13 protein-coding genes and 2 pseudogenes are annotated in these 14,522 nt (G+C 60.6%); 4 read left to right on the top strand and 11 right to left on the bottom strand.

Annotated elements, in window-relative coordinates; genetic code table 11:
- Both AACY44_RS24125 and AACY44_RS24120 read right to left on the bottom strand, forming a co-directional pair.
- Positions 1 to 861 (bottom strand): MurR/RpiR family transcriptional regulator, encoded by an 861-nt coding sequence (locus tag AACY44_RS24125; RefSeq protein ID WP_339420539.1) that lies wholly within the window; start codon positions 859 to 861, stop codon positions 1 to 3.
- Positions 862 to 873: 12 nt separating this feature from the next.
- Positions 874 to 2,223: a GntT/GntP/DsdX family permease gene (locus AACY44_RS24120; RefSeq protein WP_339420538.1), complete on the bottom strand. Its 1,350-nt coding sequence runs from the start codon at positions 2,221 to 2,223 to the stop codon at positions 874 to 876.
- 248 nt (positions 2,224 to 2,471) lie between these two features.
- On the opposite strand from AACY44_RS24120, the gene AACY44_RS24115 reads away from it, so the two are divergent.
- Positions 2,472 to 2,852, top strand: a complete 381-nt coding sequence (locus AACY44_RS24115; protein ID WP_339420536.1) for a lysozyme inhibitor LprI family protein — start codon at positions 2,472 to 2,474, stop codon at positions 2,850 to 2,852.
- 4 nt (positions 2,853 to 2,856) lie between these two features.
- Here AACY44_RS24115 and AACY44_RS24110 read toward each other — a convergent pair whose 3' ends face one another.
- The 3 genes and pseudogenes from AACY44_RS24110 to AACY44_RS24100 form a co-directional block, all read right to left on the bottom strand.
- A complete protein-coding gene (locus tag AACY44_RS24110; protein WP_339420535.1) occupies positions 2,857 to 4,302 on the bottom strand; it encodes a SulP family inorganic anion transporter in 1,446 nt (481 codons plus the stop codon).
- 203 nt (positions 4,303 to 4,505) lie between these two features.
- Positions 4,506 to 4,751 (bottom strand): annotated as a pseudogene (locus AACY44_RS24105) (LysR family transcriptional regulator); the annotation flags it as partial.
- Positions 4,752 to 4,811: 60 nt separating this feature from the next.
- A complete protein-coding gene (locus AACY44_RS24100; RefSeq protein WP_339531208.1) occupies positions 4,812 to 5,576 on the bottom strand; it encodes a sulfite exporter TauE/SafE family protein in 765 nt (254 codons plus the stop codon).
- Between the two features lie 118 nt (positions 5,577 to 5,694).
- On the opposite strand from AACY44_RS24100, the pseudogene AACY44_RS24095 reads away from it, so the two are divergent.
- A pseudogene (locus AACY44_RS24095) lies at positions 5,695 to 6,591 on the top strand (LysR family transcriptional regulator).
- On the opposite strand, the gene AACY44_RS24090 reads toward AACY44_RS24095, so the two are convergent.
- Positions 6,537 to 7,943, bottom strand: a complete 1,407-nt coding sequence (locus tag AACY44_RS24090) for an amino acid permease (protein WP_339420532.1) — start codon at positions 7,941 to 7,943, stop codon at positions 6,537 to 6,539. The pseudogene AACY44_RS24095 and the gene AACY44_RS24090 sit on opposite strands and share 55 nt — an antisense overlap.
- A 137-nt stretch (positions 7,944 to 8,080) precedes the next feature.
- A complete protein-coding gene (gene kynU, locus AACY44_RS24085; RefSeq protein ID WP_339437463.1) occupies positions 8,081 to 9,331 on the bottom strand; it encodes a kynureninase in 1,251 nt (416 codons plus the stop codon).
- A gap of 144 nt (positions 9,332 to 9,475) precedes the next feature.
- Here kynU and AACY44_RS24080 point away from each other — a divergent pair, with 144 nt between their 5' ends.
- Complete coding sequence (locus AACY44_RS24080; protein ID WP_339437464.1) at positions 9,476 to 9,949, top strand: Lrp/AsnC family transcriptional regulator; 474 nt, start codon at positions 9,476 to 9,478, stop codon at positions 9,947 to 9,949.
- A 117-nt stretch (positions 9,950 to 10,066) separates the two neighbouring features.
- On the opposite strand, the gene catA is transcribed toward AACY44_RS24080, so the two are convergent.
- Genes catA through AACY44_RS24065 form a run of 3 tightly spaced genes read right to left on the bottom strand, consistent with a single transcriptional unit; the run spans position 10,067 to position 12,468 of the window.
- Positions 10,067 to 10,996, bottom strand: coding sequence for a catechol 1,2-dioxygenase (catA, locus tag AACY44_RS24075; protein ID WP_339420529.1), 930 nt, complete (start codon positions 10,994 to 10,996; stop codon positions 10,067 to 10,069).
- A gap of 41 nt (positions 10,997 to 11,037) precedes the next feature.
- Entirely contained in the window at positions 11,038 to 11,328 is a 291-nt protein-coding gene (gene catC, locus AACY44_RS24070) for a muconolactone Delta-isomerase (protein ID WP_065874670.1), read from the bottom strand.
- A gap of 12 nt (positions 11,329 to 11,340) precedes the next feature.
- The gene (locus tag AACY44_RS24065; RefSeq protein ID WP_339420528.1) at positions 11,341 to 12,468 is read right to left on the bottom strand and encodes a muconate cycloisomerase family protein; all 1,128 of its coding nucleotides are present in this window, start codon (positions 12,466 to 12,468) and stop codon (positions 11,341 to 11,343) included.
- A 114-nt stretch (positions 12,469 to 12,582) separates the two neighbouring features.
- On the opposite strand from AACY44_RS24065, the gene AACY44_RS24060 reads away from it, so the two are divergent.
- Positions 12,583 to 13,458 carry a LysR family transcriptional regulator gene (locus AACY44_RS24060; RefSeq protein ID WP_339420527.1) on the top strand — a complete coding sequence of 292 codons (876 nt, stop codon included), beginning with the start codon at positions 12,583 to 12,585 and terminating at the stop codon, positions 13,456 to 13,458.
- 63 nt (positions 13,459 to 13,521) lie between these two features.
- Here the strand turns inward: AACY44_RS24060 and AACY44_RS24055 are convergent, their stop codons facing one another.
- Entirely contained in the window at positions 13,522 to 14,502 is a 981-nt protein-coding gene (locus AACY44_RS24055) for an AraC family transcriptional regulator (RefSeq protein WP_339420526.1), read from the bottom strand.
- Positions 14,503 to 14,522 lie beyond the last annotated feature (20 nt).

The raw sequence follows: 14,522 nt of genomic DNA, 5'->3' as shown, positions 1-14,522 counted from the left end.
TCAGTCTCCAAGCGGCAGGCTATCGGGGCCGCCGCGGTAATCGTCCAGGGCCAGCTTGATCCGGCGCAGGCGTTCCTGGTTGTCGTCGGGCATAGCCAGCGCCAGCTCGGTGGCGAGCAGGTCGATGGCCAGCAGCATGCCGTAGCGCGCGGCGGTGGGCTTGTAGATAAAACTGGTTTCGGCCGGTTGCAACGGCAGCAGCACATCCGCCAACTGGGCCAAGGGCGAATCGGCCAGGGTGATGGCGACGACACGCGCGTCGTAGTTGCGCGCCAGTTCCACCACGTCCAGTAACTCGGGGGTGAGGCCGGTCAGGGAACACACAATCAATGCATGGTCCGGGCCCAAGGTCGCTGCCGTGACGCGCATCATCAGCGGGTCATGACAAGCCGCAATCGGATAGCCCAGGCGCACCAAGCGCACCTGTAATTCATCACTGCACAGGCTCGACGGGCCGCCCATGCCGAACGCGTGGATCATCCGTGCCTTGCCCAGCAGGCTGACCGCGTCAACGAAACTCGCCTGGTTGAACCCCGACAAGTGCTGACGCAAAGTCGCCTCGATATCACCCAGAATCTGCCGATGAAACGCCGATTGCTCCGGCAACCCCGCCGGGTCCAGGAAGCGGCTGCCGACGCCACTGGCTTGGGCCAATTGCAGGCGCAAGTCGCGCAAATCGCGGCACCCCACACTGCGCGCAAACCGCGACAAGGTCGCCGTGCTGACCTCGGCCCGCTGGGACAACGCTTCCAGGCTGGCCGAAGCGGCAAAGCCCACGTCCTCCAGCATCAGCCTGGCGATACGCCCTTCACCGGCGCTGAAGGAATCCTGGCGGGCGCGGATCTGGTAGAGGATGTCCATGGGGTCTCCGGGTTACAAAATGCAGGACAGACCGTACGTCAGACCAAAGGCGACAAGAGAGATCAATGTCTCCAGCACGGTCCAGGTCTTGAATGTCTGGATCACCGTCATATTGAAGTATTCCTTGATCAGCCAGAAGCCGCCGTCGTTCACGTGGGAAAAGATCACCGAACCCGCGCCGGTGGCCAGCACCAGCAATTCGGGGTGTGGATAACCCAGGCCCATGGCGACCGGCGCCACCACGCCGGAGGCGGTGGTCATAGCGACAGTGGCAGAGCCTGTAGCAATACGCATCAGTGCAGCGAACAGCCACCCCATCACCAGCGGCGACAGATGGAAGGCATGGGCCAACCCGAGGATTTCGTGGGTGACGCCAGCGTCCACAAGGATTCGATTCAACCCGCCGCCCGCCCCCACCAGCAAGGTGATACTGGCGGTCGGCGCCAGGCACTCATTGGTAAACCTGAGGATCGACTCGCGGTTGAAGCCCTGGGCCAGGCCCAAGGTCCAGAAACTGACCAACGTCGCCACCAACAACGCGATCACCGAGTTACCGATAAACAGCAGGAATTGATTAAAGCCCGTGCCCGGGGTGGAAATCACGTTGGCCCAGCCGCCAATCATCATCAACACTACCGGCAACAGGATAGTGCCCATGGTCAGCGCGAAGCTCGGCAGGCGCGTGCGCGGTTCGCGCTCGATGAACTGGCGTTCCAGCGGGTTTTCCGCCGGCAGATGAATACGCGGCACGATGAATTTGGCATAGACCGGGCCGGCAATGATTGCCGTGGGAATGCCGATCAAAATCGCATACAGCACGGTCTGCCCTACCGAGGCGTTGTACGCCAGTACCGCCATCATCGCCGCCGGGTGCGGCGGCACCAGCGCATGCACCACCGACAAACCGGCGACCATCGGCAAGCCGACCATCAGGATCGACACGCCCACGCGCCGCGCTACGGTAAAGGCGATCGGCACCAGCAACACAAAACCGACTTCGAAAAACAGCGGCAGCCCCACCAGGAACGCGATGCACACCATCGCCCAGTGCGCGTTGCGTTCGCCAAACCGGTTGATCAGCGTGCGCGCCACCTGCTCGGCACCGCCAGACTCGGCCATCATCTTGCCCAGCATGGTGCCCAGTGCCACCACCAAAGCTATATGTCCCAGGGTCTTGCCGACGCCCGCCTCGTAGGAGCCCATGATGGTATCCGCCGGCATCCCGGCCATCAGCGCCAGGCCGATGGACACCAGGGTGATGACGATAAACGGGTTGAGCCGGTAACGTGCAATCAGCACGATCAAAGCAATGATAGCGATGGCAGCGTATGCCAATAGCCCGAAGCCCGGTGATGCGGCCATGCGGTACTCCTCGGAAAGGGTCACGTCGAGTGGGTTGTGAAACTCATAAATCATTACCGAAGGGCATTTTCAAATGCTATGAAAGTGATTTTCGCCCACGGGTAAGCGCTGTCGCGTTGGGGTATGCGCGACAGCCGTACATGAAAACTCGGGGGGTGTTCTTACATGAGGTTCAGAAAAGGCTGGAAACTCAGCGCGAGCGCTTGAGTCATAGAATGCACATCCCTTTAAGCTCAGGAATATCGACCATGATTCGCACATCCCTTGCTGCCGGTGCCGTGCTTCTAGCCCTGTGTGGCACTGCTTCAGCCGCCGACAACGCGGCCTGGAAAAAATGCATGGACGGCGCCAACACGACCGTAGAAATGGTCAGTTGCAACGTCAAGGAAGCCAAGGTCCAGGACACGCGCCTGAACAAGGCCTACAAAACCGCCCTCGCCGCCCAGAAAGGCGCGCGCAAGCAACAACTGCAAGACGTGCAGCGCCTGTGGATAAAGTACCGTGACGCCAATTGCGGCTTCGCAGGGTCCGCCACCGGCGGCACCATCGACCAGGTCAACGGTACCGGCTGCATGCTGGACATGACCCAGACCCGCGCCCAGGAACTGGAAACCCTGGTCGGGCCTTGATCACTTACTCATGATGTACCCGGGCGCGCTTGAGCAACTTCTTGCAGCGCTCGGACAAATGCAGCACCCGCAGATGCTTGCCAGCCTTGGTGTAGCGCTCGCGCAGGGTCATCAGTGCAGCAATCGCCGAGTAATCGACAAAGCTCAGGTGGCGGCAATCCAGTGTCACCCGGTCCGGATCATTGGGCGTATCGAATTGATTCAGGAACGGTGTGGTCGAGGCAAAGAACAGCGTGCCGTGCAGGCGATAGAGCTTGCTGCCATCGGCCTCAAGATGTTCATCGGCATACAACTCGCGCGCTTGTTGCCAGGCGAAATTCAACGCTGCGATCACAATGCCGCACAGCACCGCCGTGGCCAGGTCGGTGAACACGGTGATCACCGTCACCGCGATAATCACCAGCACGTCATTGAGCGGCACCTTGTTGATCACGCGCAGCGACGCCCAGGCGAAAGTCTGTTGCGACACCACAAACATCACCCCCACCAGCGCCGCCAGCGGAATCCGCTCGATAAACGGTGACAGAAACAGAATGAACAGCAAGATCATCACCCCGGCAAACACCCCGGAGAAACGCCCGCGCCCGCCGGAGCTGAGATTGATCACGGTTTGCCCGATCATCGCGCAACCGCCCATGCCGCCGAACAGGCCCGAAACCATATTCGCTGCGCCCAGGGCCACGCTTTCGCGGTCGGGGTAGCCACGGGTCTCAGTGATTTCGTCGGTGAGGTTGAGGGTGAGCAGGGTTTCCAACAGCCCAACCATCGCCATCAGGAACGCGTAGGGCGCGATGATGCCGAGGGTTTCCAGGGTCCAGGGGATTTGCGGCAGCGCGAACGTTGGCAGGCCACCGGCGATGTGGGCCATGTCGCCAAGGGTGCGGGTTGGCAGGCCAAGCAGGTAGACCGCCAGGCCGACGCCGAGGATCGCCACCAACGCGGGCGGCACGGCGCGGGTGATGCGCGGCAGCAGGTAGACGATGGCCATGGTCACCAGCACCAGGCCGGCCATCACGTACAGCGGCGTACCGCTGAGCCAGGTTTCACCGCTTTTGAAATGCTCCAACTGTGCCAGGGCGATGATAATCGCCAGGCCGTTGACGAAGCCGAGCATCACCGGGTGCGGCACCATGCGCACCAGCTTGCCCAGGCGCAGCAGGCCGAAGGCAACCATGATTAACCCGCCCAGCAATACCGTGGCCAGCAGATACTCCACGCCGTGTTGCACCACCAACGCAACAATCACGACAGCCATCGAGCCTGCCGCACCGGACACCATGCCGGGTCGACCACCAAACAATGCCGTGAGGGTGCAGATGATAAAAGCGCCGTAGAGCCCCATCAGCGGGTTGAGATGGGCCACCAGGGCAAAGGCGATGCATTCGGGCAGCAACGCAAAAGAGGTGGTGAGGCCAGCCAGGGCATCGGCGCGCAGACGGGTGAGGTTCATGAGGTACCAGGGTAATGCGGGGGATAAGGCGGGGAATGGTACGGAATTGAGCGCGGCGGGGCCAGTGTCGGGTGAACCAGACAGACCGAGTGGCCCCTTTCGCGAGCAAGCCCGCGCACACTTGACCGAGTTTCAACGTTGGAATGCAGTCAAATGTGTGGGCTTGCTCGCGAAGGCAGCAGCTCGGTCTCAAGCGAACATCACACCCTCTCCTCATCCATCTGCGCCAGGATCACCTTGGCCTGCTCGAAGAAGTACTTGCCCTCCTCGGTCAGGTCCATGCGCCGCGTGGTGCGGTTGATCAGCGTGGTGTCGAGCTTGGCTTCCAGGCGCGACAAGGTGCGGCTGACCGCCGAGGGCGTATACCCGACCTGTTCGGCGGCGGCGGAAATCGAACCGCACTCAATCACGCTGACGAAGATCTGTAGCTCATCGGATCGGGCTTTCACACGGCGTTCTCTCTTATCCGTTCGCAGCAGCTTACACCGAGAGATTGAACTGTTGCGCCTTTAACCACTGATCAGCAAGTGACCGCCCAATAGCGCCATGCCGATGAAAAATACGCGTTTGAACAGCACCGCACTGATGCGCTGGCGCAGCGCCTCGCCGAGCCACATGCCCAGCAGCGCCGGCACCAGCGCCAGCAGCGACGCGTTGATTTCGCCACCGCCCAGGGTGCCGCGCCAGGCTAACCCGGCCGCCAGCGCCAGGGTCGATACGGTGAACGACAGCCCCAGCGCCTGCACCAACTGGTCGCGGCTCAAGCCCAGGGTTTGCAGATACGGCACCGCAGGAATCACGAATACGCCAGTCGCCGAGGTAATGACGCCTGTGATTACTCCGCACAGAGGACCAAGCCAGCGTTCGGTCTGGGGCTTGACCTTGACCGTGGGCAGGAACAATCCGCTGAGTGCGTAAAGGAGCAACGCCCCGCCCAATGCATGGACCACCCAGCCACCACCGTCCATGCCCAGCCACAAAGTACCAAACCCGGTGCCGAGAAATATCAGCAGCAGCATCGGCCACAGGCGTTCGGTCAACGCGCTCAAGTGGCCGCCGACCGCCAATTGCCAGAGGTTGGTGACCGTCGACGGAATGATCAGCAATGCCGCAGCCTGCGCCGGCAGCATAGCCAGGCCGAGCAGGCCCATGGCTACAGTGGGAAGTCCGAGGCCGATCACACCTTTGACGGTGCCGGCCAGTAGGAAGGTGCCGATGACCAGCAGAGTCAGGGCTGGGCCGATCGTTTGGTAGAAGGCGAGAAAGGTATTCATGGAGGGATTGTGGGGCTTTTCGATGAGGGCTGAAATTCGCCATATACTGAGGCAGCCTCTTGTTTTGTGTGAGGCTGATGCCTGCGATCACGCCGGTCCAGTCACCCGAGAAACAGCCATGCACTTTGACCTGATCGACCTGCGCCTCTACCTGCACATCCTTGACACCGGCAATATCACCGCCGGTGCGGCCCGCAGCCATCTTTCACTGGCCGCCGCCAGCGCCCGCATTCGCGCAATGGAGGCCTCGCTGGGCATCGAGTTCCTCGAACGCGGGCGCCGGGGTGTCACCCCTACGCCCGCCGGCAAAGCGCTGGCCCGCCACGCCCGCCTGCTCTTGCAACAGGCCGAGCACCTGCAATAGGACCTGGCGGAATACGCCAACGGCATCAAAGGCCAGGTGCGCCTGCTGTGCAACACCACCGCCCTCAGCGAATACTTACCCGAGTTGCTGGCGGACTTTTTGCGCGAGCACCCCAACCTCGATATCGACCTGCAAGAGCTTCCGAGCCTGCGCATTACCCAGGCCTTGCGTCAGGGCACGGCGGACCTTGGGATCATTTCCGACGCCGTAGACACCCACGGCCTGCAGACCCTGGCGTTTCGTGACGATCCGCTGGCGCTGATCATGCCGCTGGATCATCCACTGACGACGCAACACGTGAGCTTCATCGACAGCCTGCAACACGACTACGTAGGCCTCGCCGCCAACAGCGCGCTGTCGGTGTACCTGGAAGAACAGGCGCTGCACGCAGGCTTTCGCTTGCAGACGCGCATCCGTGCCGAGGGTTTTGATGGCGTCATTCGCATGGTCGCCGGTGGCGCCGGCCTGGGTATCGTGCCCCAGGCCGCACTGGAGCGTGGGCAGCCGGAACGTCGCTTCAAGGCCCAACCGTTGCAAGAGGATTGGGCCTGCCGAAAGCTGCTGCTATGTGCGCGCTCGTTCGAACAGCTGCCGGGCTACGCCAAGGCCTTGTTCGACGCCTTGGCCCTGCCTTTGCGGAAAAACCCGTAGTAAACCGCCGACAGAATCAATAGAAACGGCACACCAAACACCAACGTCATCTTGAACGCCTCGGTGAAATAGGTGGTGATCATCACCGCGCCCATCAGCACCAGCCCCAGCAGGGTGCTGTACGGGAACAGCCGCATCTGGAAGGATAACGTCGGCCCGCCGTGACGCGTGCGATAGCGCCGGAAAAACAGGTGCGTGAGGAAGATCATGAACCAGGTGAAGATCGCGCCAAACATCGAAATCGCCATCATCAGGGTGAACGAGCTTTCCGGGTACACCACATTGAGCAACGTCGCCAGGGCGATGCCCGAGCTGGACAGCAACAACGCGTTCAACGGAATGCCGCTCTTACTCAAGGCGCCCATGGACTTGGGCGCAAAGCCGGCGCGGGACAAACTGAACATCATGCGCGTGGTGATGTAGAGCTGGCTGTTCATGGCCGACAGCGCCGCAATCAGGATCACAAAATTCATCACCCCGGTGGCGCCGGGAATGCCGATGGTCTGCATCACTGTGACGAATGGGCTCTGGGTTTGCCCGGCCTGGTTCCACGGCACGATGGCGAGCATCAGCGCCAGGGTCAGCAGGTAAAACACCACGAGGCGCACGATGGTGGCGCGGAACGCTTTCTTCACTGCTTGTTGCGGGTCCGCCGCTTCACCGGCGGCCACCGCGATCATCTCCACGCTCAAGTAGCTGAAGATCGACACGATCACCGCGACCCACATGCCGCTCAAGCCATGGGGAAAAAAGCCGTCATGGGCGGTGTAGTTCTGCACCCCGTAGTCCGGGTTACCGGAGCCGAATACTACGTACACCGCGAGAATAATGAAGCCGACGATCGCGCTGATTTTGATCGTCGAGAACCAGTATTCGAAGTTGCCGAAGGTCTTCACGCTGATCGCATTGAGCACAATCAACACGCTGGAAAACGACACGATCCACACCCATTCCGGTACGTTGGCGAACCAGTACTTCATGTACATCGCCACCGCCGTGACCTCGGCCCCCACCGCCAGTACTATCGCTGCCCAGTAGGCATACCGCACCAGAAAGCCCGCCAGCGGGCTGATATAGAACTCGGCGTAGGCGCCAAAGGAGCCCGAGGTGGAATGCGCCACGGTCATTTCCGCCAGACAGCCCATCAACAGCAAGGTGATCAACGCACCAATGGCGTAGCTCACCAGCACACTGGGCCCGGCATAACCGATGGCGTAGGCGCTGCCCATGAACAGCCCGGTGCCGATGGCGCCACCGATGGCGATCATGCTCATCTGGCCGCAAGTGAGCTGGCGCCGCAGGCCGAGTTCGCGGTGGGTGATCTCTGCAAAGCCGTTGTCTGGCGTGGTCACGTGGTGTGCCCCTTTATTATTGTGAGGGTTGTTGCTGGCGCTGAACCCTGTGAGAGCTGGCTTGCCTGCGATGGCGATGGTGAATTCACTACCGTCTTCGCAGGCAAGCCAGCTCCCACATTGGATTTGGGTTGTGCTTAAGTGACGCTGTTTCGGACTTTGTATTGCGGCTGGTCCCAGGTGTGGTTGTCGAGGATGTCGCCGAGGATTTCCACCGCATCGAATACCTCGGTAAAGCTGGTGTACAGCGGGGTAAAACCAAAGCGCATGATGCGAGGTTCACGGTAATCGCCGATCACTCCACGGGCGATCAAGGCCTGGATCACCGCGTAGCCTTCGGGGTGTTCAAAGCTCACATGACTGCCGCGCCTGGCGTGTTCACGCGGGGTGATCAGTTCCAGGCCGTGGGCGCCGCAACGGGCCTCGACCAGCGCGATGAACAGGTCGGTCAACGCCAGGGATTTGCTGCGCAGACTCGCCATGTCGGTCTGGGCAAAAATCTCCAGGCCGCATTCCACCATGGCCAGCGAGGTAATCGGCTGGGTGCCGCACAAGTAACGCGCGATGCCTGCGCTCGGTGCGTAAGTCGACTCCATGGCGAACTGGCGGTTGTGCCCGAACCAGCCGGACAACGGCTGACGCACCACATCCACCAACGCCGGGTTGACCCACACAAACGCCTGGGAGCCCGGGCCACCGTTAAGGTATTTGTAGGTGCAGCCAATCGCATAGTCGGCACCCGCCTGATGCAGGTCGATGGGCACGGCGCCTGCCGAATGCGCCAGGTCCCAAATACTCAACGCGCCACCTTCATGGCTCAGGGCGGTCAGCGACTGCATGTCGTACATGTAGCCGGTCTTGTAGTTGACGTGGGTAAGCATCACCACCGCCACGTCCTCATCGATGGCCTGGGGCAATTCGTCCGGGCTGTTTACCAGGCGCAGGGAATAACCTTGCTGCAGCAGCTCGGCCAGGCCCTCGGCAATGTACAAATCGGTAGGAAAGTTGCTCGCTTCGCTGACGATCACTTTGCGATGAGGCTGGCGTTGACGTTGCACAGTCAACGCCGCGCTGAGCACCTTGAACAGGTTGATCGAGGTGGTATCGGTGATCACCACTTCGCCGTCATGCGCACCCATCAGCGGCGCCAGGCGGTTGCCCAGGCGCTGGGACAAGTCCGCCCAACCGGCGCTGTTCCAGCTGCGAATCAGGCCATTGCCCCATTCTTCGGCAATCACCGCCTGCGCCCGCGCCAGCGCCGCCACCGGACGCGCGCCGAGGGAGTTGCCGTCGAGGTAGATCACGCCCTCAGGCAAGGCGAACTGACGACGCAACGCTGCCAGCGAATCCTGGGCATCGAGGGCTTGGCAATGGCTTCGAGTGGTCATGGGTTGTCCTGGCTTTTATAAGTGAGAATGGACCAAATAATGAACGAAGTTTTAGAGAATTTTCGTGCAAAGTGGTGGGTAACAGGCTAATTAAGCTGTAGGAAATTCGAATTTAACCCCCAAACACGCGGATTTATTCTAACCATGATTCTTGACGCCACCGACCTGCGCCTCCTGCATTTCCTGCAACAGGATGGTCGTATCAGCAACCAGGAGCTGGCGGAAAAAGTTGCATTGTCGCCTTCCGCCTGCCTGCGCCGTTTGCGCCTGTTGGAGAGTGAGGGAATCGTCAGCGGCTATCGCGCAGTGCTGAATGCCGAGCAATTGGGAATCGAGCTGGAAGCCATCGTCCACCTGTCGTTACGCCAGGACGTGGAGGATTGGCATGAGACGTTTATCAAAAAGGTGCAGGGCTGGCCGGAAGTCGCCAGTGCCTATGTGATCACGGGTGCCAGCAACTATGTGCTGCGCGTGCAGGCGAGGAATCTGAAGCACTTTTCCGACTTTATCGTGAACCACTTGAACCGCACGGCGGGGGTGATGGATATCCGTTCGGAGATTGTGTTGCAGAAGATCAAGGATCGGGATGAGGTGCTGGATCTGGTCATCCGCAAATAACCGTAACACTCCAGAACCCAAGCGGGCTTGCTCGCGAATGCGATGTATCAGTCGCCGAATATATTGACTGAGATACCGCATTCGCGAGCAAGCCCGCTCCCACATTTTTAACCGCGTTTAATCTTCCAAAGCGCGTACGCGTTGCATGCGTTTTTGCTCTACCGGCGCGTCAGCCACGTGCAATTCAAAGTCAAAATCAATCTGCGCAAACCGACCCTCCACGCCAAACCCGCGCGCCAGTTGCGGGTCGTCACTGAAGCGAATCTGCGCAATCAATTCATCCCGCGTGGCATAGGCAAAATCATCATGCAGGTACGGGTCGTCCGACAGGTTGATCTGCGTGGTCAGGTGCCGATGCCCCGGCGCCGAGATAAAGAAGTGGATATGCGCCGGCCGCTGTCCGTGACGCCCGAGTTGATCGAGCAGTTGCTGGGTCGGCCCGCTCGGCGGGCAACCGTAACCCGACGGCACGATGCTGCGAAAACGGTAGTTGCCCTGGGCATCGGTCTCGATGCGACGGCGCAGGTTGAATTCGGATTGCGTCGGGTCGAACCACGAATACGTACCCGCGGTGTTGGCCTGCCACACATCCACAATCGCCCCCGCCACCGGCTTGCCATCGATGTCACGCACCTGCCCGCGCATGAACAGCGGCACCGCATCATCCTTGCCATCATCCAGCCGTGCCTCGTACTTCGACAACGGCGCCCCGGCCACGTACAACGGGCCTTCGATGGTGCGCGGGGTACCGCCGGACTTACCGGCCTCTTCATCGGCGGCGTCCATCAACAGGTCCAGGTAATGTTCCAGGCCCAACCCGGCGGCAAGTAAACCGGCTTCCTGGTTTTTGCCCAGTTCGTTGAGGTAGTTGACGGCCTTCCAGAACTCTTCCGGGGTCACCTCCAGGTCTTCGATAATGTTCACGGCGTCACGCAGGATCCGGTAGATCAGCGATTTAGTGCGCGGATTGCCGCGGTCGTTAAGGTTGCCGCTGGCTTCTTCGAGAAACTGTTGGGCATGGGCAGTCTGGGACAGTCGGATGGACATGGTGCATTCCTCATCTTGTAGTTATTAGTTTGAAAATCGACCTAGCGGTCATCCTCATGGATCGACGACGGGTGCCGGCACAAGGCATTCACTTCGATAGCCATGTAGGGGTAAAGCGGCAGTTGCATCAGCAGGTCGTGCAGTTCCTGCACACTGTCGACGTCAAACACGCTGTAGTTGGCGTAGTGCCCGGCGATGCGCCACAGGTGGCGCCATTTGCCGTCTTGTTGCAGGCGTTGCGCCAAGGCTTTCTCATCGGCCTTGAGGCTGGCTGCACGTTCGGGGTTCATGTCGACGGGCAGGTTCACGGTCATTTTTACGTGGAACAACATGGCAGACGCCTCTTAGTGTTTGTCACGACGGAAGAACGCCAGGCGCTCCTCATCAATGGCCAGGCCCAGGCCCGGTGCGTTGGAGACATGCAGCTGAAAGTCGCGATAAACCGGTGGCGCGGTGAGGATGTCTTCGGTCAGCAACAACGGACCAAACAGTTCGGTGTCCCACGCCAGTTTGTTCAGCGTGAGAAAGGCATGTGCAGAAGCCAGGGTGCCGATACCGCCCTCGAGCATGGTACCGCCGTACAGGCCAATACCCGCCGCCTCGGCAATCGCAGCAGTGCGCAACACCGCACGGGGGCCGCCGTTCTTGGCGATTTTGAGGGCGAACACCGACGCCGCGCCTTCGCGGGCCAGGTTGAAGGCATCCTCGACACACTCAATGGACTCATCGGCCATGATCGGCGCCGGGCTCGACAGGTTGAGCCGCGCCATGCCGCCACGGTTATTGCGTGAGATCGGTTGTTCGATCAGGTCGATCCCGTTGTCGCCGAGCACCTTGCATGCCCGCAGTGCCACGGCTTCATCCCACGCCTGGTTGACGTCGACACGCACACTGGCACGCTCGCCAAGGGCCTTTTTGATCGCGATCACATGGGCCAGGTCATGGCTGACTTCGCCCGCACCAATCTTCAATTTGAAGATGCGGTGGCGGCGCAGGTCGAGCATCTTTTCTGCCTCGGCAATGTCCTTTTCGGTGTTGCCGCTGGCCAGGGTCCAGGCCACCGGCAACGCGTCACGCACACGGCCGCCGAGCAACTCGCTGACCGGCAGGTTCAGGCGTTTGCCCAGCGCGTCGAGCAAGGCGCTTTCGATACCGGACTTGGCAAAGGTGTTGCCGCGAATGCTGCGCTCCAGGCGCAACATGGCCGCGTTGATATTGCTCGCGTCCTGGCCAATCAACAGCGGTGCGAAATGGCGGTCGATGTTGACCTTAATGCTGTCGGGGCTTTCATTGCCGTAGCTCAGGCCGCCAATGGTAGTGGCTTCGCCGATGCCTTCGATGCCGTCGGCGCAGCGCAGGCGGATGATCACCAGCGTCTGGTTTTGCATCGTGTGCATCGCCAACTTGTGCGGGCGAATAGTGGGGAGGTCGACGATGACAGTGTCGATCGACTCGATGGCGCAAATCGGCATGGCTATACCCGTTGGGTTATTTTTAGAGTTGAGCCGATTCTGTTCCGCATCTTTCGAGGCTTCCAATATAGAATTAGTCTCGACCAATACCCCAAAGGTATGAAAGGAGCCGTCATGGAACTGCGTCACTTGCGCTATTTCCAGGTGCTGGGAGAAACCCTGAACTTCACCCGCGCCGCCGAACGTCTGCACATCGCTCAGCCGCCGTTGAGTCGGCAGATCCAGCAATTGGAGGATGAGCTGGGCGTGATTTTGCTGGAGCGTGGCCGGCCGCTGCGGCTGACCGAGGCCGGGCGGTTCTTCTATGAGCACGCCAATGTGCTGCTGGAGCAACTGAACAAAGTCTGCGACAACACGCGCCGCATCGGCCAGGGTGAAAAGACCTGGCTGGGTATCGGTTTTGCACCCTCGACCTTGTACGGCGTGCTGCCTGAATTGATTCGGCGATTGCGCAGTCATGAGGCGCTGGAGCTGGAATTGGGGCTCTCGGAGATGACCACCTTGCAGCAGGTCGAGGCGCTCAAGGCCGGGCGGATTGATGTGGGGTTCGGGCGGATTCGTATCGACGATCCGGCCATCGTCCAGCGTGTGCTGGTGCAGGATCGGCTGGTCGCCGTGTTGCCCGCCGGTCACCCCTTGCTGGGCGCGCCCGCCACCCTCACTCAACTCGCCGCCGAGCCGTTTGTGCTTTACCCCGGCAACCCGCGCCCCAGCTATGCCGACCATGTGATTGCGCTGTTCGACGCCCATGGCCTGAGCCTCAAAGTGGCGCAGTGGACCAACGAACTGCAGACCGCTATCGGGCTGGTCGGGGCCGGGATGGGGGTGACGTTGGTGCCGGCTTCGGTGCAGGTGCTGCACCGGGCGGATATTGGCTACACGCCGATTGTGGAAGCCACGGCGACGTCGCCGATCATCCTCAGCCGACGAGTGAATGATCAGTCGCCGGGGCTGAATCATTGCCTGCACCTGGTGGAAGAACTGATCTGAGCCTCCCAAACACTGAGAATCCAATGTGGGAGCAGGCAAGCCACAGTTTGATGTTCATTGCCTTCAGATACTGCGCATGCGCTTGCGCTGCTGGGTCTGGCTGGGGGACTCGTCGAACAGTTTTCGGTATTCGGCTGAAAACCGGCCCAGATGAGTGAACCCCCAACCTAGAGCGATTTCGGAAATGGTGCGAGTGGAGCCATGCTCAAGGATTTCCTGGCGAACCGAACTCAGTCGGTACTTCTTCAAATAAGCCATCGGCGACAGTGCGAAATACTTACGAAACGCATCGAACAGCTTGAACCGCGACACCCCTGCGGCCGCTTCGAGGTCTTCCAGATGCACGGCTTCGCGAGCGTTGTCGTGGATGTACTGGCGCGCACGGATCAGGTAGTGCGGCAGTTTCACGCCCAATACGTCGCGCAGTTCTTCGGAGTAATTGTTCGGCTGGGCCAGGATCAGGCCCTTAATCAACGAACTTTCCAGGTCGCGGGTGAACGCAGCCTGCTCATACAACTCGCTGCCGTGTTCCAGCTCCGCAATGAAGTAACGCGCCATGCGCCACCACGACGCTGAAGCGCCGTCCACCGCGTCCATCACTGACTCAAAGCGCAACGGCGCCTCAATCGGCCGATGCAGCAACCCTTCCAGGGACTCGCTCATCGCTGCGCGCGTGATCACCACCTGCAACTTGCGACAGTCACCGGAAATCGCCAGCACCTGGTGCTCGTTAGGCGAGATGATCACCCCTTGGTCACGGTTGGAACTCAGGCGCTCGCCGTTCTTGCTCAATTCCTGCTCGCCCACCAGCGGCAGGCTCAGGCTATAGCTGCTGAAGTGCTCGGCGTCTTCGATGTCGATGGTCACGTCGGTGCCGTATTCGATCATGCCCAAGGTAGTGGCGCGCGACTTGAACACGTTGGCGCTGTGATGAAAACGCAGGCGTTCGGGCGTGGCGGTGGCCAGGCGATGGGGCCCGCAGATGCCGGACATCCAGCTGCGGGCGCCTTCCAGGTCGAAGCGTTGAATCGTTTGGCTGCTCATCAGGGTGCACCCACGGCGGT

The organism is Pseudomonas sp. RA_15y_Pfl1_P11, from assembly GCF_963970975.1.
In the GTDB taxonomy this organism is placed as follows: domain Bacteria; phylum Pseudomonadota; class Gammaproteobacteria; order Pseudomonadales; family Pseudomonadaceae; genus Aquipseudomonas; species Aquipseudomonas tritici.
This window is presented reverse-complemented; position numbering and strand designations above follow the sequence as displayed.